Below are 20,366 nucleotides of genomic sequence, written 5' to 3' on the forward strand. Positions count from 1 at the left end.
CCTCTGAATATCATAGTGACATGAGTATAACGATAGACCAGATTCGCAGTGTTTTGCGTGGGGTGAATGATCCTGAAACCGGATTGGCGCTGGGCGCCTCGGTAAAAGATCGTGACATTCGTATCGAAAATGGCAAGGTGCATGTGCTGATCGAGCAGGGGTATCCCGGGCGCGAGGCGCAGCAGCGGCTGGCCGGCCTGGCGCGCGATGCCCTCGCGGCCGCCGGCGTGGCCGAGGCCGAGATTGCCGTCGGGGTGCGGGTCCAGGCCCACGCTGTGCAGCGCGGCCTCAAGCCGCTGCCCAATGTGCGCAACATCATCGCCGTGGGGTCGGGCAAGGGCGGGGTGGGCAAGAGCACCACTTCGGTCAACCTGGCCCTGGCGCTGGCCGCCGAAGGCGCCAGCGTGGGCGTGCTGGACGCCGACATCTACGGCCCCAGCATTCCGGCCATGCTGGGCATCGACGGTCGCCCGGAAAGCCTGGACAACAAAACCATGGAGCCCCTGGTAGGCCATGGGGTGCAGGCAAACTCCATCGGCTTCCTGATCGACCCCGAGTCGCCGGCCATCTGGCGCGGCCCCATGGTGACCCAGGCCCTGGAACAACTGTTGCGTCAGACCAACTGGCGCGACCTGGATTACCTCATCATCGACATGCCTCCGGGCACCGGCGATGTGGCGCTCACGCTGTCGCAGAAGGTCCCGGTGGTGGGGGCGGTGATCGTGACCACGCCCCAGGACATTGCGCTGCTGGATGCGCGCAAGGGCCTGCGCATGTTCCAGAAGGTCGAGGTGCCCATTCTGGGCGTGGTCGAGAACATGGCCATCCATGTGTGCACGAATTGCGGCCATGCCGAGCACATCTTCGGCGAAGGCGGGGGCAAGCGCATGGCTGAACAGTACGAGGCGCCCTGGCTGGGCAGCCTGCCCCTGACGCTGGCCATCCGCGAGCAGACCGATGCCGGCGCGCCGACGGTGGTCAGCGACCCGGGCAGCGAGGCCGCGGGGCTGTACCGCGCCATCGCGCGCAAGCTGGCGGCGCAGGTCGCCACCCTGCCGCGCGACATGGCCGGGCGCATGCCTTCCGTCGTGGTCCAGTCTTCCTGAGTCTATGCGCAGCCTACGTGCGGGTCGGGTCGCGGCCATCACCTTGCTCATGCTGGGGGCGGCCACGGCCGCGCGTGCCGAACGCCCTGAAATCATCATTGATCCGGGCGGCGTCAATCCGCAGTCGCTGACCGCCATCACCGATGCGGTCGATGCGATCGCCCGCCTGGCCGATGACCAGGACGGCGGCGAAACGACCCGCCTGCGCCGACGCGCCCGCGACGCCACTGTGGCGGCGCTGGCCACGCAAGGTTATTTCTCGCCGGTGGTCACGCTGGCGCCCGGCACCGACGTGGGCGGCGATACCTGGGACATCTCCATCGACCCGGGTCCGCGCGCCATGGTGCGCTCGGTCACCCTGAAATTTGCTGGCCGGGTGCTGCGCCCCGAATACGCCGCGCGCCTGACCCAGTGGCGCGAAGACTGGGGCCTGAAGGCTGGACGCCCCTTCGTCAACAGCGAATGGAGCTCGGCCAAGTCCAACCTGCTCAATGACGTTTCGGCGCGCGACTTCATGCTCGCCACCATGACGCATTCGCAGGCCGAGGTCGATGCCGAAAACGCGCAGGTGGATCTGCTGGTGGAGATCGACAGCGGGCCGCTGGTGCGCCTGGGCCAATTGCAGACCCAGGGCCTGCAACGCGTGCCCGAAAGCCTCATCACGCGTTACGTGCGCTACAGCGAAGGCGCGCCCTATGACCAGGACAAGCTCGACAACTGGCAGCAGGAGCTGCAGTCGACCGCTTTTTTCCGTGGCGCTTTCGTTTCGTTGCGACGCTCCGGCGCCCAGGACAACACGCCGCAGAAACCGCAGACCCCGGCCCCGGTGGCCGGGGGCGAGGCGCGCGCGCCCGGCGCCAGCGGGCTGGCCTCCGTGCAACCGTCGGGCGATGCGCGGGTCTCGGGAGGAATGCCGGCCGCGCCCTCGGTGCTCGATTCCGATGGCGAGGTGACGCTGCCGGTCGATGTGCGCGTGGTCGAGGCGCCGCCCAAGCGGGCGGCCGTCTCCATCGGCGTGGACGACACCGCCGGGGCTCGTTTCGAAGCCCTTTACCGCCAGAATGTGGTGTTCGGCCAGCCGGTCATCATGGAGACCGGCTTCGGGGCCGACCGCTTGCGTCAGCGCGCCTTCCTGGACATCAACCTGCCGCCCGATGCGCAAGGCCGGCGCGACGCCATCGGCCTGCTGGCGCAGCATACCGATATCGAGGGTCTGGACGTCACCCGCTACGCGCTGGGTTTCACGCGCTCCCAGGAGCGCCAGGGCGCCGGCGACAGCCGCGTGGTCTATGAAACCCGCTGGGGCCTCTTGGCGGCCCACGACCGCGTCAAGATCGATCGCGGCGACACCTACGACCTGCCCACGGCCACCCTCACGGGCGACTGGCTGCGGCGCGACGTGGACAACAAATATGATCCGCGCGAGGGCAACCTGATTGCCCTGGGCGGCGGCCTGGGCGTCACGCTCGACAAAGGCGATCCCTATCTGCGCATGCGGCTGCGGGGCCAGAAGTGGTGGCCCATTGGCAAGCTGGACGTGCTGACGGTGCGCGCCGAGGTGGGCAAGGTGTGGTCCAACAGCCGCACGCGGGTCCCCGATGACTTCGGCTTTCGCACCGGCGGGGCGCGCTCGATCCGCGGCTATCGCTACCAGAGCATCGGCCTGAAGCAGGATGGCGCCACCGTGGGCGCGCCCACGTTGGCGGTCGGCAGCATCGAATACGACCATTATTTCGACGAGCGCTGGGGGATCGGCTTTTTCGTCGATGCCGGCGACGCAGCCGAGTCTTTCAATTCCATGGACATCGCCCTGGGTTACGGCCTGGGCGCGCGCGTGCGCACGCCCGCCGGCCCGCTGTTCCTGGACCTGGCCTATGGTCAGCGTGAGCGCGACTTGCGTCTACATTTCTCGCTGGGGATCGCGTTTTGAAGAGGTTGCGCGCGCTGTTGCGCCATATTCTGGTGTGGTGGTTGCCCGGGCTGGCGATGCTTGCCGTGCTGGCGGCCTCGTTTGTCTTCTGGCTGGTCGCCTCGCAGAGCGGCACTCGTCTGCTGGTCGGCTCGGCCGTCCAATGGATGGGCGGTCAGGCCGAGGGCATCGAAGGCGCGGTGCTGACCGGCCTGAAAGTGCAGCGGCTCGATCTGACCGTGGCCGACACGCGCGTGCAGGCCGATGACCTCTGGCTGGACGTGCAATGGCGGGTGCTGGGCAAACGGCGTGTCCACGTGCGCGCCCTGACTGCCAGCCGTCTCGAAGTGGATCTGCCGCCGGGCGGCGACAGCGAGCCCGCGGCCCAGGACGAAGGCGGTTTGCCGCAGTCGCTGTCCTTGCCTGTTTCCGTCGATCTGGATCGTCTGGCCGTCGGCGAGTTCATCCTGACCCAGGGCGGGCAGGCGCTGCCGGTGGCGTTCAGCGATATCGCGCTGGGCCTGCATGTGCAGCGCGAGGGCCCTGCGCGCCTGGCGCTGGAAAGCCTGCGCGTGGACCACGATCAGGCGCGCCTGCGGCTCAACGGCCTGGTGGACCTGGAAACGCTGGCCGCGCCCTGGCCGATGAAAGTCCGCCTGGATGCCAAGGCCGCAGCATTGAGCGCCGATTCCCTGCTGTGCGCCGAACAACAACGGCTGCAGGCCGGACGTCAGCGCGACGCAGGCGCGGCGCGCGCCGGCGAGGTCGGCGCCTATCTGGTGACGCGTCCCGAGGCCCAGGCGCAGGCGGCCGATGCCCTGGGTGGGCAGGCGCCCGCCGACAATGTGGCGCAACAGACGCGCGCGCGCTGGCAGGAGTCCCTGCAGCAGCTCTGCCCGGTGTCGCTCACGCTCAACGCCGAGGGCTCGCTGGATGAGCTCAAGGTCGCACTGGACGCCTCGGGGGCCGGGCTGGCGCTCACCGCCCGGGCGGGCCTGCTGCCGCTGGCGGCCTTTCCGCTGCGCGATGCCCAACTGGATCTCAAGCGCGACGACGGCACCGGCCTTAAGGCCTCGGTCGACTGGACGCCGGCAACCCAGGCGGGTCAGGCGGATCATGTGAAAGCCGACCTGCAGGCCGATCGCCTGGATGTGCGCAGCCTGGTGGGCGGCGGCCTGCCGCAAGCGGTGCTCAGCGCCAAGGTGTCGGTCGATGCGCAGGTGGCCGGGCTGAGCCAGCTGCAGTCGCTCGATGCCCGCCTCGACTTCCTGCCCGACACGCGCTGGAACGGGCAGCCGCTGGCGGGGTCTCTCCAGGCGCAGCTGCGAGAACAGGCGGGCGCGGCGGCCCTGGCCCCGGGGCTGCCCGCAGGCTGGCGCATTCCACAACTCGATCTGGATCTCACGCTGGGCAAGAACCGCGTCAAGCTGCAGGGCAAGGCCGAAGAGCGCATGCGGCTCGCGCTGGATGCGCAGGCGCCCGAGCTGGCCGCCTTCTGGCCGGAACTGCCCGGCGGCGCCTCCCTCAAGCTGGATGTCGATGGCAGCGTGGCCAATCACAAAGGCGCGGTGCAGGCGCGCTACACGCCGCCCAAACCGCAGCCCAAGGTGCTCGGAAAGGCGCCCGCCGAGGTCCGGCTGGCCTTCGACGGCGGCTGGGGCGAGCAGAACGGGCTGGACGGCTGGCGCGGCCGGCTGGCCGGCCTGACGGCCGAAAGCGCCGGTTTCACGGTGGCCATTCCCGGCCCGCTGGCGCTGGCGCTGGCGCCGGCGGCCGTCGCACCCGCCTGGCAGTGGCAGGTCGGGGCCGCCGAAATCCAGGCCATCTTCCCCGACAAGCAGCGCCTGGTGCTGCAACACCAGGCATCGCGCGGCGGACAGGGCCGCTGGGAAACGGCAGGCCGGGCCGACAACTTCGAGATCCGCGCGAGCATGCTGCGCCAGATCATGGCGGGGCTCGACCCGGCCGGCGCCGAGCGGGCCGCGCGCGACTCGCGTCGCGTCAATGCCTTTACCGCCGAAGGCCAGCGCCGCATCGCACTGGATCTGGCCTGGGACCTGAAGTTCGCCAGCGCGCTGTCCGGCCGCCTGCGGCTGGCGCGTCGCGACGGTGATCTGCGCATCCCCGGCGACCCGCCCATCCCGCTGGGCCTGAAGCGCCTGCAACTGGAGGTGGTGGCCAAGGCCCTCGAAGGCGCGCGCAGCCGCGTCAACGCCACGCTCGACCTCGAAACCGAGAAAATGGGGCGCGTCAGCGCCACGGCCACGACCCAGATCAACGGGCTGGGCCTGGATCCGCGCCAACCGGTGCGCGCCGACCTGAACGCCGACATCGCCGATCTGGCGTGGCTGAGCCTGTTCGTGGGCGACACGCTGGAGCTGGGCGGCTCGCTCAAAGCCCAGGCTCAGGTGCAGGGCAGCCTGGCCGGCGCCTGGACGGCCACCGGCAACATCGAGGGCGACAAGCTGCGCGTGGTGCGCATCGACGATGGCCTGCGCCTGATCGATGGCACGCTGCGCGCGCGTCTGGCCGGCGACAAGCTGATCCTGGATTCGCTGCGTTTCCCGGCGGTGCTGCGCGTCATGCCCGACGAGTGGCGCACACGCGAATGGATCACCACCAACCCCGGGGCCAAGGGCGGCTACGCCGAGCTCAAAGGGGAGTGGGGCCTGATGGACATGGCCGGCCGGCTGGGCCTGAAACTGTATCGCTTCCCGGCCATCCAGCGTTCGGACCGCTACGCCATGGTCAGCGGGCAGATCGATGTCGACATCGCCCTGCCGCGTATTGCCGTCAATGGCGACATCATGGTCGATGCCGGCTGGGTCAGCCTGGAGATCCTGCAGGGCGTCCCCTCGCTGGACGACGACGTCCAGGTGGTGCGCCCGGGCCAGGAGAAGGCCGGCCCGCCCATGCAGGTCGAGCTCAACATCAAGGTCGATATGGGGCCGCGCTTCTACATCACCGGCATGGGGCTGGACGCCGGGCTGGTGGGCAGCCTGCAGATTCTCACCCAGGGTGGACGCCTGACCGGCATGGGGGCCCTGAGCACGCGCGGCGGCGGCATCGAGGCCTATGGGCAGAAGCTGCGCCTGCGGCGCGGCACGCTGACGTTCCAGGGGCGGCTGGACAATCCGCTGCTCGATATCGAGGCCCTGCGCACCGGTGAGGCCGTCGAGGCCGGCGTGCGTGTCTCGGGCACGGCGCAGCGCCCGCGCATCGATCTGATCTCCTATCCGGACGTCAGCGACGTCGAGAAGCTGTCGTGGCTGGTGCTGGGGCGGGGGCCGGATGCCGGCGGCGGCGATACCGCGCTGCTGCTGTCCATCGGCACGGCCCTGCTGGGTGGCGGGCAGCCGCTCTACAAGCAGTTCGGCCTGGACGATGTCAGCATCCGCAGCGGCGCCATCGGCAGTTCGGGCAGCCTGCTGCCGGACCGCACCGTCGCCAGCTCGGTCAACCGTGACGCCGACTCCGATCTCGCCACGCAATTCCTGGTGGCCAGCAAGCGTTTTGCCAACGGCATCACGCTCAGTGTCGAGCAGGCCATGGCCGGCAGCGAGACCGTGGGGCGGGCCAGTTACCGTCTCGCCCAGGGGCTGTCGCTGGACATCAAGGGCGGCTCGGTCAACGGTATTGAACTGGTTTACCGCTGGTTGGTCGACGACTAGGGATAAAATGCCGGCAATTGCATAGGAATTCCGTTCATGAGCATCAAAAGCGACCGCTGGATCCGCCGCGCGGCTGAAGGCGGCATGATCGAACCGTTCGAAGCCGGCCAGGTGCGCTCCGTCAATGGCGAGCGCATCGTGAGCTATGGCACCAGCAGCTACGGCTACGACGTGCGCTGCGCCGACGAGTTCAAGATCTTCACCAACATCAACTCCACCATCGTCGACCCCAAGCGCTTCGACGAGAAGTCCTTCGTGGACTTCAAGGGCGACGTCTGCATCATCCCGCCCAACTCGTTTGCGCTGGCGCGCACCGTCGAGTACTTCCGCATCCCGCGCAGCGTCCTCACGATCTGCCTGGGCAAGAGCACCTACGCGCGCTGCGGCATCATCGTCAACGTCACGCCCCTGGAGCCCGAATGGGAAGGCCATGTGACGCTGGAGTTCTCCAACACCACGCCGCTGCCGGCCAAGATCTACGCCGGCGAGGGTTGCGCCCAGATGCTGTTCCTGGAAAGCGACGAGGTATGCGAAACCTCGTATCGCGATCGGGGCGGCAAGTACCAGGGCCAGCGTGGCGTCACCCTGCCGCGCACCTGAGGCGGATCAGGCGCCGCGCAGGCGCCTGATCATCAGGATCTCGTCGAGGTCGCGGCCGTGCACCCGCAGGGCTGCCGGTTCGCAGCCATAGGCCTCGAAGCCCAGGCTCCGATAGAGGCGCAGCGCCGCCGTATTGCCCTGGGTCACGCTCAAGTGCAGCTGCTGCAGCCCCGGCATGGCCTCGGCCCGCGCAATGGCCGCCTGCAGCAGGGCGCGACCCAGCCCGCTGCCGCGCAGCGCGGGCGCCACATACATCCCCCAGATCAGGGCCTTGTGAGCCTGCTTGAGCGCGGCCTGGCGCAACAGGCCGATGCAGCTGTCCAGGGGCGCGCCATGGCCGAAGACCGCCTGGCCCGGGCCGGGCGTCAGGCGTTGCGCCAGCTGAGCCAGCGGCAAGGCGCTCTCTTCTTCGGGGCTGGCCCCGAACGCGTGTGGCGCCGCCAGCAGCGCTTGCAGACGCAAGGCGCGGAAGGCCGGCGCATCGTCGGCGTTCAGCAGGCGTACGGAATGGGGCGGCATGGTTCTGACGGATGTCGGGGCGACGTTTTTCTGTGACTTCCTATAATGGACATCGTACCCGAACGCCTGGGAGTCGCCGATGTTTGGTTTCTTCAGAAAGAAGGCCCGTCCCCTCGACGTAGCGCAAGAGGTGCAGGCCGAGTTCGTCGAACGTGTGACCGCCGCCGCGGCGGATTTCGTGGCCGCCTTGCCGGCGGAACTCGCCGCCCAGATGGATTTCTCGCCGGCCAGCCTGGCCGGGCTGGACGCCGTGGCCGAACGCGTGCGCCGCGGCGAGCTCGCGCTCACGCCGATGCAGCGGGTCGGCATGGCCACCTATCTTTACGAAGTGGCGCGGCGTCGCCATGGGGGCCAGTATGCCGTGATCGACAATGACGATCCGGTCGTGCTGGTCTGCGGCCAGCCGGGCGTTGAAGTCTGCCTGGGCGCCATCGGGCGCATCGAGCGCCTGCTCGACGGGCGCAAGATCCCCATGCCCACCCGGCTGTATGCCGAGTTCGACTCGGCCATCGCGGCAGGGCTGCCGAAAATCTTGCGTTAATCGTGGTCGGATTGTGGTTTTTTGTCATCGGATTGGTAGAAAAAGCGTCCTACAATCCTCCCCCAATCGCCGCCAGGGCGCCCAGCTATCCGTTTCCATCGGACGACTCACCGCATTGCGTCCATTTCGCCTCACCCCCCCAGGAGCGCCTGCATGAAATTCCGCTTCCCCATTTTCATCATTGACGAAGACTACCGCTCCGAGAACGCCTCGGGTCTGGGGATTCGCGCCCTGGCTTCGGCCATCGAGGCCGAAGGGGTCGAGGTCATCGGTGTGACCAGTTACGGGGATCTCAGCTCCTTTGCCCAGCAGCAAAGCCGCGCGAGCGCCTTCATCCTGTCGATCGACGATGAGGAGTTCGACGCCGATTCGCCCGAAGACGTGGCCAGCGCCATCAAGAACCTGCGCAGCTTCATCGGCGAACTGCGCTTTCGCAACGCCGACATCCCCATCTATCTGTATGGCGAGACGCGCACCTCGGAGCACATTCCGAACGACATCCTGCGCGAGCTGCACGGCTTCATCCATATGTTCGAGGACACGCCCGAGTTCGTGGCGCGTCACATCATCCGCGAGGCCCGCAGCTACGTCGACACGCTCGCGCCGCCCTTCTTCCGCGAGCTGGTGAAGTACGCCCAGGACGGCTCGTATTCCTGGCATTGCCCGGGTCATTCCGGCGGCGTGGCGTTTCTGAAGAGCCCGGTGGGGCAGATGTTCCACCAGTTCTTCGGCGAGAACATGCTGCGCGCCGACGTCTGCAACGCCGTCGATGAACTCGGCCAGTTGCTTGACCACACCGGCCCGGTGGCCGAATCCGAACTCAATGCGGCGCGCATCTTCCATGCCGACCATTGTTTCTTCGTGACCAATGGCACCTCCACCTCGAACAAGGTGGTCTGGCATGCCAACGTGGCCGCCGGCGACGTGGTGGTGGTGGATCGCAACTGCCACAAGTCCATCCTGCACGCCATCACCATGACGGGCGCGATCCCGGTGTTCCTGCGCCCGACGCGCAACCACCTGGGCATCATCGGCCCGATCCCGCTGGAAGAGTTCGACCCCGAGAATATCCGCAAGAAGATCGAGGCCAACCCCTTTGCCCGCGAGGCGGTGAACAAGAAGCCCCGCATCCTGACGCTGACCCAGAGCACCTACGACGGCGTGATCTACAACGTCGAGATGATCAAGGAAAAGCTGGGCGACTACGTCGATACGCTGCACTTTGACGAGGCGTGGCTGCCGCATGCGGCTTTCCACGAGTACTACCAGGACATGCACGCCATTGGCCAGGACCGTCCGCGCAGCAAGGACGCCATGGTGTTCGCCACCCACTCCACGCACAAACTGCTGGCCGGCATCTCGCAGGCCTCGCAGATCATCGTGCAGGAGTCGGAAGCGCGCAAACTGGATCGCAACATCTTCAACGAAGCCTATCTGATGCATACGTCCACCTCGCCGCAGTACGCGATCATCGCGTCCTGCGACGTGGCGGCAGCCATGATGGAGCCGCCGGGCGGCACCGCCCTGGTCGAGGAAAGCATCCGCGAAGCCCTGGACTTCCGCCGCGCCATGCGCAAGGTGGAGTCCGAGTACGGCAAGAATGACTGGTGGTTCAAGGTGTGGGGCCCGAATCGCCTGGTGGCCGAAGGCATCGGCAACCGCGACGAGTGGATCCTGGAGGCCAACGATCACTGGCATGGCTTCGGCGAACTGGCCGAAGACTTCAACATGCTCGACCCGATCAAGGCGACCATCGTCACGCCGGGGCTGGACATGTCGGGCAGTTTCGGCGAGACCGGCATTCCGGCTGCGCTGGTGTCCAAGTACCTGACCGAGCATGGCGTGGTGGTCGAGAAGACCGGGCTGTACTCCTTCTTCATCCTGTTCACCATCGGCATCACCAAGGGCCGCTGGAACACGCTGCTGACTGCGCTGCAGCAGTTCAAGGACGACTACGACCGCAACCAGCCGCTGTGGCGCATCCTGCCGGACTTCTGCCGCCAGCATCGCATCTACGAACGCATGGGGCTGCGCGACCTGTGCCAGATGATCCATGAAGCCTATCGCGAGCGCGATGTGGCGCGCCTGACCACCGAGATGTACCTGAGCGATATGGTGCCGGCGCTCAAGCCGTCGGACGCTTTCGCGCGTATGGCGCATCGCGAGGTCGAGCGCGTGGAGATCGATCAGCTCGAAGGCCGCGTGACCGGTGTGCTGCTCACGCCCTATCCGCCGGGGATCCCCCTGCTGATTCCGGGCGAGCGCTTCAACCGCACCATCGTGCAGTATCTCCAGTTCGCGCGCGAGTTCAACGAGCGCTTCCCGGGGTTTGAAACCTATATCCATGGCCTGGCCGAGGATGTGGGGCCGGACGGCGCCAAGCGCTATTACGTGGACTGCCTGAAAGAAAACGACGCCTGAGGGCGGCCGGGCAGGGTGATGATGGGCCGCAAGGCCCATCATCTTTTTGGCGGGAAAACATGTTTGACGTAGCAATTATCGGCGCGGGCGCGGCCGGCATGATGTGTGCGGCCGTGGCCGGCCAGCGCGGCCTGTCGGTGGTGCTGATCGATCACGCCAGCCGTCTGGCCGAGAAGATCCGCATCTCGGGCGGCGGGCGCTGCAATTTCACCAACCTGGGGACCGGGCCGGCCAATTTCCTGTCCGAGAACCCGCATTTCTGCCGCTCGGCGCTGGCCGGCTACACGCCGCAGGATTTTCTCGCGCTGTTGCGCGAGCATCGCATCGGCTGGCACGAGAAGCATCGCGGCCAGTTGTTCTGCGATGACAGCAGCGAAGACATCATCGGCATGCTGCGCCGCGAGTGCGAACGCGCGCACGTGGCCTGGCGCATGCCCTGCCAGGTGCGCGACATCGGCCGTGACGGCGCGCACTGGCTGCTCGCCACGGATGGCGCGCCGGTGCGCGCCGCGCGCCTGGTGGTGGCCACCGGCGGCATGGCGATTCCGCAATTGGGGGCAAGCGACTTCGGCTTGAAGACGGCGCGCCAGTTCGGCCTCAAGGTCATCGAACCGCGCCCGGCGCTGGTGCCGCTGACCTTCGATGCGCAGCAATGGCAGCCGTTCGCCGAGCTGTCGGGGGTGGCGCTGGAGGTGCATCTGTCCACCGGACAGGGCAAGACGCGCGGGCAATTTCTCGAAGACCTGCTGTTCACGCATCGTGGCCTGTCGGGGCCGGCCATCCTGCAGATTTCCAGCTACTGGAAGCCGGGCGAGGCCATCGCCATCGATCTGGCGCCCGGGCGCGATCTGGCGGCCGAACTGCTGGCGGCCAAGTCGGGCTCGCGCCAGCAATTGCAGACGGTGCTGGCCGGGCTGTGGCCGCGTCGTCTGGCCGATGCCTGGCTGGCGCAGGGCGAGGGTGGCGGTCTGGCCCAGGCGCGCCTGGCCGACGTGCCCGATCGCAAGCTGCGCGAGCTCGCCGCGCGCATCCACGCATGGCCGCTCACGCCCACCGGCACGGCCGGTTACAAAAAAGCCGAAGTGATGCGCGGCGGCGTCGACACACGTGGCCTGGACCAGAAATCCATGCAGGCACGCAATGTCCCCGGCCTGTATTTCATTGGCGAAACCGTGGATGTGACCGGCTGGCTGGGGGGCTACAACTTCCAGTGGGCGTGGGCCTCGGCGGTGGCTTGCGCGCGCGCCCTGTGAGGCGTCTGCGCCGCTTTCGCGCCGGCATATTTTCGTTGTATGCTTCGCTCGCTGTCACGCATGTCGCGGGAGAGAGCGGGGCTTGCCCCGCCGCCGAAGGCGCAATTCGCCCGGAATCGCTCAGGTAACCCATACCGCGCATCGCACGGCCGCCCCGAGGGGCAGGCCGTAACAGCACTCTGGAGAGACCTGGCACCGCCTTGCGGGCAGCCCAGGCGCCGAAGGTGCAAACCCGCTGCCACATGGCGGGGCAACTCTCAGGCAAAAGGACAGAGGGGCGGAATCGACCGGCAACCGGGCGCTTTCCGCGACTTTTGGGGCCGGCATCATTTTCTATGCCACTGGAGCGCCCCGTCATGTCCGTCCCGTTGAAACGTACCCCCCTGGCCGATACCCATGTGGCCGCCGGCGCCCGCATGGTCGATTTCGGCGGCTGGGACATGCCGCTGGCCTATGGTTCGCAGCTCGAAGAACACCACGCCGTGCGTCAGGACGCCGGCATGTTCGATGTCTCGCACATGCTCAACGTGGATATCACCGGCACCCAGGCCACCGCGTTCCTGCGCCGCCTGGTGGCCAACGACGTGGCCCGCCTGAGCACCCCGGGCAAAGCGCTGTACAGCTGCATGCTCAATCCCGAGGGCGGGGTGATCGATGATCTGATCATTTATTTCTTTACCCCCGAGCGCTGGCGCGTGGTCGTCAATGCCGGAACCGCCGACAAGGACATCGCCTGGATGCAGCGCGTGGCCGCAGCCGGCGGCTTCGAGGTCGGGATCACGCCGCGCCGCGATCTGGCGATGGTGGCCGTGCAGGGCCCCAATGCGCGCGCCAAGCTGTGGGCCGCCCGTCCGGCCTGGCAGGCCGCCACCGAGTCGTTGACGCCGTTCTCGGCCGCCAGCCTGGACGCCGACACCCTGGTGGCGCGCACCGGCTATACCGGCGAGGACGGTTTCGAGGTGGTGCTGCCGGCCAGCGACGTGGTGCTGCTGTGGCATGCCCTGGCCGAGCAGGGCGTGCGCCCCTGCGGCCTGGGCGCGCGCGACACGCTGCGCCTGGAGGCCGGCATGAACCTCTACGGCCAGGACATGGATGAGTTGACCCAGCCCGATCAGGCGGGCCTGAGCTGGACCGTGTCGCTCAAGGATGCGGAGCGTCGCTTCATCGGCCGCGAGGCCTTGGAACAGTTCGCTACGCCTTGCGCCTTTTTGGGCCTGAAACTGTCTGAGCGTGGCGTGATGCGCGCCCACATGCCGGTGCGCACGCCGCTCGGTCTGGGCGAGCTCACCAGCGGCACCATGTCGCCCACGCTGGGCGTGTCGATTGGCCTGGCGCGTCTGCCGCTGGGCATCGAGCCGGGTGCAGCCGTCGAGGTCGAGATCCGCGGCAAATGGGTCCCGGCCACGGTCTGCAAACCCCCCTTCGTGCGCAACGGCAAAGCCGTTTGAGCCCCGTACACTGAGGCCTTGCGCGCGCGGCGCGCAAGGCGCGCATCACCCTTCGTTTTCTTTCCAGACTATCTATCAGGAGCTCGCATGAGTCTGCCTACCGATCGCAAATACACTTCCTCCCACGAGTGGGTCAAGGCTGAAGACGGCGTGTTCGTCGTCGGCATCACCGATAACGCCCAGGATCAGCTGGGCGATCTGGTGTTCGTCGGCGACGTCAATGTCGGCGCCACCCTCAAGGCCGGCGAAACCGCCGGCGTGGTCGAGTCGGTCAAGGCCGCCTCGGACATCTACGCGCCCGTGGACGGCGAAATCGTGGCCTTCAACGAAGAGCTGCAGGCCAATCCCAACCTGATCAACGAATCGGCCTTCACCGCCTGGATCTTCAAGATCAAGCCGGTCAACGCCGCCGACGCCGACGCGCTGCTGGATGCCGCCGGCTACGAGGCCGTGGCCAACGGCTGATCCGGCTGCGCGGGCCTGCGGGCCCGCGCCCATCCCCGAACTACGAGAACACCATGTCGCGCGCCCTAGAGACCCATTCCGATTTCATTCCCCGCCATATCGGGCCCTCGCCGGCCGAGCAGGCCAAGATGCTGGCGACCATCGGCTCGCCCAGCCTGGACGCCCTCATCGAGGAAGTCGTCCCGCCCAGCATTCTGACCCGCAACGCCCTGGCCTTGCCGGGCGCGCGCAGCGAGCCCGACGTGCTGGCAGAACTCAAGCAGGTGGCGGCGCGCAATCAGGTGTTCCGCAACTACATCGGCCAGGGTTATTACGGCACGCACACCCCCAATGTGGTGCTGCGCAATGTGCTCGAGAACCCGGCCTGGTATACGGCCTACACGCCTTACCAGCCCGAAATCTCCCAGGGCCGTCTGGAGGCGTTGCTGAACTTCCAGACCATGGTGGCCGACCTGACTGGGCTGGACATCTCCAACGCCTCGCTGCTGGACGAGGGCACGGCGGCGGCCGAAGCCATGACGCTGGCGCGTCGCGGCGCCAAGTCCAAGAGCCCGGTGTTCTTCGTGTCCCAGCACTGCCATCCCCAGACCATCGAGGTCGTGCGCACGCGCGCCGAAGGCCTGGACATCGACGTGGTGGTGGGTGATGAGGCCGAGGGCCTGCCCGAGTGCTTCGGCGTGCTGGTGCAATACCCGCACAGCCTGGGCGGCGTGGTGAATTACCGCGAACTGGCCGAGGCGGCTCATGCGCAGGGCGCCGTAGTGGCCTGCGCGACCGATCTGCTGGCGCTGGCGCTGCTCACGCCGCCGGGCGAGTGGGGCGCGGACATCGCGGTGGGTTCAGCCCAGCGTTTTGGCGTGCCCTTCGGCTTCGGCGGCCCGCATGCCGGCTTCATGGCTTGCCGCGATGCCTACAAGCGCAATATGCCTGGCCGCCTGGTCGGCGTATCCAAGGATGCCCAGGGCAATCCGGCGCTGCGTCTGGCCTTGCAGACCCGCGAGCAGCACATCCGCCGCGAGAAAGCCACCTCCAATATCTGCACCGCGCAGGTGCTGCTGGCCGTGATGGCCGGCCTGTATGCCGTCTGGCACGGCCCGCAGGGGATCCGCCGCATCGCCACGCGCGTGCACACCTTCACCGGCGTGCTGCGCGAGCAACTGCTGGCGCTCGGCCTGACGGTCAGGAACAGCAGCTACTTCGATACGCTGCTGATCGACGGCGGGGCCGCCACCGGCGCCATCGTCGCGGCCGCCGAGCGCGCACAGATCAATCTGCGCCGCGTCGACGCCACGCAACTGGGCGTCTCGCTGGACGAAACCGTCACGGCCGAAGACCTGGCGGCGCTCATCAATGTGTTTGCCGCCGCCCTGGGCAAGCCTGCCGTCACGCTGGACGCGGCGGCACTGGGGGCCGAGCCGGGCGCGGCCCTGCCTGCGGGCACGGTGCGCACCACGCCCATCCTGTCGCACCCGATTTTCTCCAGCGTGCAATCCGAGACCGACATGCTGCGCTATCTGCGCAAGCTGGCCGACAAGGACTTGGCGCTGGACCGCAGCATGATTCCGCTGGGGTCGTGCACCATGAAGCTGAACGCCACGGCCGAGATGATCCCCATCACCTGGCCCGAGTTTGCGCTGATCCACCCGTTCGCGCCGGCCGCGCAGACGTCCGGCTACCGCGAGCTGATCGAACGTCTGTCGGCAGCGCTTTGCGAGATCACCGGCTACGACGACATCAGCCTGCAACCGAACTCCGGCGCGCAAGGCGAGTATGCGGGTCTGCTGGCCATCCGTGGCTATCACCAGGCGCGCGGCGAACATCAGCGCAACGTCTGCCTGATCCCGTCCTCGGCGCACGGCACCAACCCGGCCTCGGCCCAGCTGGCCGGCATGGACGTGGTGGTGGTGGCTTCCGATGACCAGGGCAACGTGGACCTGCCCGACCTGATCGCCAAGATCGAGCAGGTCGGCGATCGCCTTGCCGCCCTGATGATCACCTACCCTTCCACCCATGGGGTGTTCGAGGAGGCGGTCACGGAGATCTGCGAACGTGTGCACGCCGCCGGCGGCCAGGTCTACCTGGACGGCGCCAACATGAACGCCATGGTCGGCGTGGCCAAGCCGGGCAAGTTCGGCTCGGACGTCTCGCACCTGAACCTGCACAAGACTTTCTGCATTCCCCATGGCGGCGGCGGCCCGGGCGTGGGCCCGGTGGCGGTGCGTTCGCACCTGGCTCCCTATCTGCCCGGCGTGGTGGGCGAACAGGGCTGGCTGGATGCGCAGGCCAAGGTCGGCCCCGTGTCGGCGGCACCCTATGGGTCGGCGGGCATCTTCGCCATTCCCTTCGTCTACATCACCCTGATGGGCGCCGAAGGGTTGCGCCGCGCCACCGAGGTGGCGATTCTCAGCGCCAACTATGTGGCTACCCGCCTGCGCGATCACTATCCCGTGCTGTATGCCGGACGCAATGGCCGCGTTGCGCACGAGTGCATTCTGGATGTGCGTCCGCTCAAGGACAGCACCGGCATCAGCGCCGAAGACATCGCCAAGCGTCTGATGGACTACGGCTTCCATGCCCCGACCATGAGCTTCCCGGTGGCCGGCACGCTGATGGTCGAGCCCACCGAGTCCGAAGGGCTGGCCGAGCTGGAGCGTTTCATCGACGCCATGATCGCCATCCGCGCCGAGATCGCCCAGATCGAACGTGGCGAGCGCGACCGCGAGGACAACGTGCTAAAGAATGCCCCGCACACGGCTCAGATGCTGCTGGCCGACGAGTGGACCCACGCCTATCCTCGCCAGCAGGCCGCCTATCCGGTGGCGTCGCTGCGCGAAAACAAGTATTGGCCGCCGGTGGCGCGGGTGGACAACGCCTATGGCGACCGCAACCTCGTGTGCGCCTGCCTGCCGATCGAGGCTTATGCCTGATCGCCGCTGAGCCATTGCGCCCTCGGGGTCTCCGCGGATGACCCATGCCTGAGGAAAAGCCTGGAGATCGATTCTCCAGGCTTTTTTTTGACCGCCGGGCTTTGCCGGCGGTTTTGCTATTCATGTGCCGCCTTGGGACTGGAGGTGCCGGCCGTCATACCGATACGGTTGTCGAGAATAGCGCTTTCGAACAGGAGATTTCCTGCTTCCTGTTGCGTATTGGATGGCATGGGTCTTTTCTGCGTAGCGATAAACTTTCGCAGCGATAAATTCGTACAAATTGGTGGGCAGCTGAGGTTGTCCGCCGCGATTAGACGGTCATATCCGGCGCTGCATACGCGCCTTCACGGCTGATCTTCCCCCTCTTCCTCCTCCTGATGGCCAGGCCGCGCGCCTTGGCCAGGGCGGCGTTCGGCCTGGCCATGAAGAGCGGCGCCGTGCCCAGATTCATGTCATACAACGTAGGGGGTTTCGTGAACCGAGGAATGGACCATGTCATCTGGCCTCAGGCACGTAATGCATGGCTTGTCGTCGGCGAGCACGCCATCAGCCGCAGCCGTGCCCGGCGTGTCCTGTCCTCGTTCCTGTGCTTGTCAGTGGGCGCGCAGGCATGCCTGCCTTTGGCGGCATGGGGTCAGGGCGCGCCCGTTCTGGCCAGGCAACGCGTAGACGAGACACCGGGCGGTACCTCTGTGCTCAGGCAGGTGGCCGGCGAGGTCCAGGCGCTGGCGCGGCGCGAGGCGGACAAGGGGCCGGGCTTGGACGGCGATTACCTCAGGCGCCAGGGACAGGCGCATTTCAACCAATTCCTGCAAGGAGGCGTGCAGGCGGCCAGGGACAGCGACCTTCCCTTTCTGCGTCATTTGCAGGGAGACTTGCGGTATGACTTCGATCGCGGCCGCACATCGCTGGAGTTGCAGACGATCGATGAGATATATCGCCAGGGACCGCATTCGGGTCTGTTGCAACTGGGCGCGCATAACCAGAATGAGCGGCCCACGGCCAATGTGGGCGCGATCTACCGGCGCGAGGTCCTCGATGGCCTGTTGCTGGGCGCCAATGCCTTTGTCGATTACGAGTTCGGCAAGCAGCACGGGCGGGGCTCGCTGGGCTGGGAGGCGCTCGCGCCGCAGTTCTCTTTGCATGCCAACCTCTATTTCCCTCTGTCGGCCTGGAAAGGCGCCAAGCGCGACGGGCGGCGCGAGGAGCGTCCGGCCTCGGGCATGGATGTGGGGCTGAAGTTCAGGCCGGCCTTCTTGCCCGGGCTGGAACTCAAGGCCAGCCATTTTCGTTGGAATGGCGCCGGCGTTGACTATTTCGACAATGGCCGCCCGCAAGACCGGGCAACCGGTTTCAAGTACGGCGTGCAATACAGGCCCGTGCCGTTGCTGAGCCTGGGGCTGGAGCAGGACAAGGTGATGGGCGGCGCACGCCAGACCCGCGTGCAGCTGGGAGTGGCCATCAATCTGTCGGAGCCCTTGTCCAAGCAGTGGCGGCGAGATAGGCCGGCTCCCGGTTTCAGTCCGTCGCGCACCGCCTTGGTCGAGCGCGAGAATCGCATTGTCCTCAATACGCGGCGCAAGCATGTCATCCTGCCGCTGTCCATCACGCAGGTCTCGACGCATCAGGTCGATGGACGGCTTACCGTGATCGGGCAGACACAGCCGCGTGCGACGGTGACGATACGCATGCCGGATGGCGAGCCCGGTTCCGCCACGGCCGATGCCAGCGGGCGCTATGCCTACACGTCCAGGAGGGATCAGCCATCGGGCAATATCGTGCTGCGCGCCAGCAATGCCGAGGGAGACAGTAGCCGCGAGGTGACTTATCACTATCTCGACGATGTGCCGCTGGGGGATTTGCAGGTGGAGGTGGTGGCGCTGCTTCCTCAGCCGGCAGACCGCGCACTGGAAGTGCAGGGTGTGACCGAGCCCATGGCCGATGTCCGGGTGTCTTTTCCCAACGGCGAGTCGGTGGGCGTGACGGCCGATGGCAAGGGGCACTTCCGGGCGCGCTCGAAACGGCAAGTGGCACAAGGGCAGGTGACCGTGCAGGCGGTCGATCCGCGCACGCTCAAGGAGGCGCGCGCGGCCTTGTCCTATCAGCCGCCGGAGGTCATCGCGCCGACCACGAACGAGATCGTGACCCATCCCGATACCGGCCGGGTGACGTTGACGGGGACGGCGGAGCCGGGGACCGAGGTGACGGTGGGCTTTCCGGACGGCTCGTCCCGGACCGTCAGGGTCGGCGCGACGGGAAGCTTTACGGTGACCTCGGAGCGTGATGTCCCTGCGGGGATGATCACGGTGCAGGCCACGGACACCGCGGGCAACAGGAGCCCCGAGGTGCAGCATGAGTACGTCGACACGGTGGACAAGACCGCGCCTGCAGCGCCGGCCGACACGAAGGTGTCGACCGACACCACCTCGGGGCGTGTGACCGTGACGGGCAGCGCCGAGCCGGCGGCCCATGTGACGGTGACCTTTCCGGATGGCTCGAACAAGCGGGTGCAGGCTGACGCGCACGGGCGCTACACGGTGACTTCGGATGCCGATATGCCTTCGGGCACGATCAGTACGCGGGTCACGGATGCCGCGGGCAACTCGGGTCCCGAGGCGCGCCTTGAGTACGTCGACACGGTGGACAAGACCGCGCCCGAAGCGCCGGCCGACACGAAGGTATCGACCGACACCACCTCGGGGCGTGTGACCGTGACGGGCAGCACGGAGCCGGCGGCCCATGTGACGGTGACCTTTCCGGATGGTTCGAGCAAGCGGGTGCAGGCCGGCGCGGACGGGCGCTACACGGTGACTTCGGATGCCGATATGCCTTCCGGCGCGATCAATACGCAGGTCACGGATGCCTCGGGTAACAAGAGCCCTGAGGTCCGGCATGATTACGTCGATACGGTAGACAAGACCGCGCCGGCCGCACCGGTGGCTGCCGCGGTGACGACCGACTCCGCCTCGGGTCGGGTGACGGTGAGCGGCACGGCCGAGCCCGGGGCCGAGGTGAGAGTGAGTTTCCCGGATGGCACGAGCCAGACCGTCAAGGCTGATGCGGAAGGTGGCTACACGGTTACGTCGGCGCGCGATGTACCCTCAGGTGCGATCAAGGTGCAGGCCACGGATGCCTCGGGCAACAAGAGCCCCGAGGTCCGGCGTGAGTACACCGACACGGTGGACAAGACCCCGCCGGTCGCGCCGGTGGCCTCCGAGGTGACGACCGACTCCGCCTCGGGTCGGGTGACGGTGAGCGGCACGGCCGAGCCCGGAGCCGAGGTGAGGGTGAGTTTCCCGGATGGCACGAGCCAGACCGTCAGCGCCGATGCGGCGGGCGGCTATACGGTGATCTCGGAGCGTGATCTACCTGCGGGGGTGATCAAGGTTCAGGCCACGGATGCCTCGGGCAACAAGAGCCCTGAGGTCCGGCATGAGTACGTCGATACGGTGGACAAGACCGCGCCTGCAGCGCCGGCCGACACGAAGGTGTCGACCGACACCACC

The 20,366-nt window shown here is 67.2% G+C and carries 12 protein-coding genes and 2 riboswitches; of the genes, 11 read left to right on the plus strand and 1 reads right to left on the minus strand.

The window, feature by feature from the left end; genetic code table 11:
• The first annotated feature begins 20 nt into the window (after positions 1 to 20).
• From apbC to dcd, 4 genes are read left to right on the plus strand one after another with little or no spacing between them, the layout of a single operon-like run.
• Positions 21 to 1,106 carry an iron-sulfur cluster carrier protein ApbC gene (apbC, locus tag A7V84_RS09415; protein WP_025513120.1) on the plus strand — a complete coding sequence of 362 codons (1,086 nt, stop codon included), beginning with the start codon at positions 21 to 23 and terminating at the stop codon, positions 1,104 to 1,106.
• A 4-nt stretch (positions 1,107 to 1,110) separates the two neighbouring features.
• The gene (locus A7V84_RS09420) at positions 1,111 to 3,036 is read left to right on the plus strand and encodes an autotransporter assembly complex protein TamA (protein ID WP_025513119.1); all 1,926 of its coding nucleotides are present in this window, start codon (positions 1,111 to 1,113) and stop codon (positions 3,034 to 3,036) included.
• A complete protein-coding gene (locus A7V84_RS09425; protein WP_063491815.1) occupies positions 3,033 to 6,686 on the plus strand; it encodes a translocation/assembly module TamB domain-containing protein in 3,654 nt (1,217 codons plus the stop codon). The genes A7V84_RS09420 and A7V84_RS09425 overlap by 4 nt, the downstream gene beginning before the upstream one ends.
• Positions 6,687 to 6,722: 36 nt before the next feature.
• Positions 6,723 to 7,286: a dCTP deaminase gene (dcd, locus tag A7V84_RS09430; RefSeq protein ID WP_025513117.1), complete on the plus strand. Its 564-nt coding sequence runs from the start codon at positions 6,723 to 6,725 to the stop codon at positions 7,284 to 7,286.
• 6 nt (positions 7,287 to 7,292) lie between these two features.
• Here the strand turns inward: dcd and A7V84_RS09435 are convergent, their stop codons facing one another.
• Positions 7,293 to 7,805 (minus strand): GNAT family N-acetyltransferase, encoded by a 513-nt coding sequence (locus A7V84_RS09435; RefSeq protein ID WP_025513116.1) that lies wholly within the window; start codon positions 7,803 to 7,805, stop codon positions 7,293 to 7,295.
• Positions 7,806 to 7,884: 79 nt separating this feature from the next.
• Between A7V84_RS09435 and A7V84_RS09440 the strand changes: the two genes are divergently transcribed.
• From A7V84_RS09440 to A7V84_RS21330, 7 genes are all read left to right on the plus strand, one after another.
• Positions 7,885 to 8,346 (plus strand): hypothetical protein, encoded by a 462-nt coding sequence (locus A7V84_RS09440; RefSeq protein ID WP_063491816.1) that lies wholly within the window; start codon positions 7,885 to 7,887, stop codon positions 8,344 to 8,346.
• A gap of 153 nt (positions 8,347 to 8,499) precedes the next feature.
• Positions 8,500 to 10,767: an arginine/lysine/ornithine decarboxylase gene (locus tag A7V84_RS09445; RefSeq protein ID WP_025513114.1), complete on the plus strand. Its 2,268-nt coding sequence runs from the start codon at positions 8,500 to 8,502 to the stop codon at positions 10,765 to 10,767.
• A gap of 59 nt (positions 10,768 to 10,826) precedes the next feature.
• Positions 10,827 to 12,020 (plus strand): BaiN/RdsA family NAD(P)/FAD-dependent oxidoreductase, encoded by a 1,194-nt coding sequence (locus tag A7V84_RS09450; RefSeq protein ID WP_025513113.1) that lies wholly within the window; start codon positions 10,827 to 10,829, stop codon positions 12,018 to 12,020.
• 56 nt (positions 12,021 to 12,076) lie between these two features.
• A riboswitch (glycine riboswitch) is annotated at positions 12,077 to 12,167 on the plus strand.
• A 22-nt stretch (positions 12,168 to 12,189) separates the two neighbouring features.
• Positions 12,190 to 12,303, plus strand: a riboswitch (glycine riboswitch).
• A 73-nt stretch (positions 12,304 to 12,376) separates the two neighbouring features.
• Positions 12,377 to 13,468 (plus strand): glycine cleavage system aminomethyltransferase GcvT, encoded by a 1,092-nt coding sequence (gene gcvT / locus A7V84_RS09455; protein ID WP_025513112.1) that lies wholly within the window; start codon positions 12,377 to 12,379, stop codon positions 13,466 to 13,468.
• 87 nt (positions 13,469 to 13,555) lie between these two features.
• On the plus strand, positions 13,556 to 13,933 hold the full coding sequence (gcvH, locus tag A7V84_RS09460; RefSeq protein WP_025513111.1) for a glycine cleavage system protein GcvH: 378 nt from the start codon (positions 13,556 to 13,558) through the stop codon (positions 13,931 to 13,933).
• 53 nt (positions 13,934 to 13,986) lie between these two features.
• A complete protein-coding gene (gene gcvP, locus A7V84_RS09465; protein ID WP_025513110.1) occupies positions 13,987 to 16,860 on the plus strand; it encodes an aminomethyl-transferring glycine dehydrogenase in 2,874 nt (957 codons plus the stop codon).
• A 485-nt stretch (positions 16,861 to 17,345) separates the two neighbouring features.
• The coding region (locus tag A7V84_RS21330; protein ID WP_204246496.1) for an Ig-like domain-containing protein at positions 17,346 to 20,366 on the plus strand (3,021 nt) is incomplete at its 3' end.

Origin of the sequence: Bordetella trematum, from assembly GCF_900078335.1 — a bacterium.
In the GTDB taxonomy this organism is placed as follows: Bacteria; Pseudomonadota; Gammaproteobacteria; order Burkholderiales; family Burkholderiaceae_B; genus Bordetella; species Bordetella trematum.

Excerpts from the sequence above, each read along its gene's own strand:
- apbC (WP_025513120.1), top strand. The coding sequence starts at position 21 with ATGAGTATAACGATAGACCAGATTCGCAGTGTTTTGCGTGGGGTGAAT.
- A7V84_RS09420 (WP_025513119.1), top strand. The coding sequence starts at position 1,111 with ATGCGCAGCCTACGTGCGGGTCGGGTCGCGGCCATCACCTTGCTCATG.
- dcd (WP_025513117.1), top strand. The coding sequence starts at position 6,723 with ATGAGCATCAAAAGCGACCGCTGGATCCGCCGCGCGGCTGAAGGCGGC.
- A7V84_RS09435 (WP_025513116.1), bottom strand. The coding sequence starts at position 7,805 with ATGCCGCCCCATTCCGTACGCCTGCTGAACGCCGACGATGCGCCGGCC.
- A7V84_RS09440 (WP_063491816.1), top strand. The coding sequence starts at position 7,885 with ATGTTTGGTTTCTTCAGAAAGAAGGCCCGTCCCCTCGACGTAGCGCAA.
- A7V84_RS09445 (WP_025513114.1), top strand. The coding sequence starts at position 8,500 with ATGAAATTCCGCTTCCCCATTTTCATCATTGACGAAGACTACCGCTCC.
- A7V84_RS09450 (WP_025513113.1), top strand. The coding sequence starts at position 10,827 with ATGTTTGACGTAGCAATTATCGGCGCGGGCGCGGCCGGCATGATGTGT.
- gcvT (WP_025513112.1), top strand. The coding sequence starts at position 12,377 with ATGTCCGTCCCGTTGAAACGTACCCCCCTGGCCGATACCCATGTGGCC.
- gcvH (WP_025513111.1), top strand. The coding sequence starts at position 13,556 with ATGAGTCTGCCTACCGATCGCAAATACACTTCCTCCCACGAGTGGGTC.
- gcvP (WP_025513110.1), top strand. The coding sequence starts at position 13,987 with ATGTCGCGCGCCCTAGAGACCCATTCCGATTTCATTCCCCGCCATATC.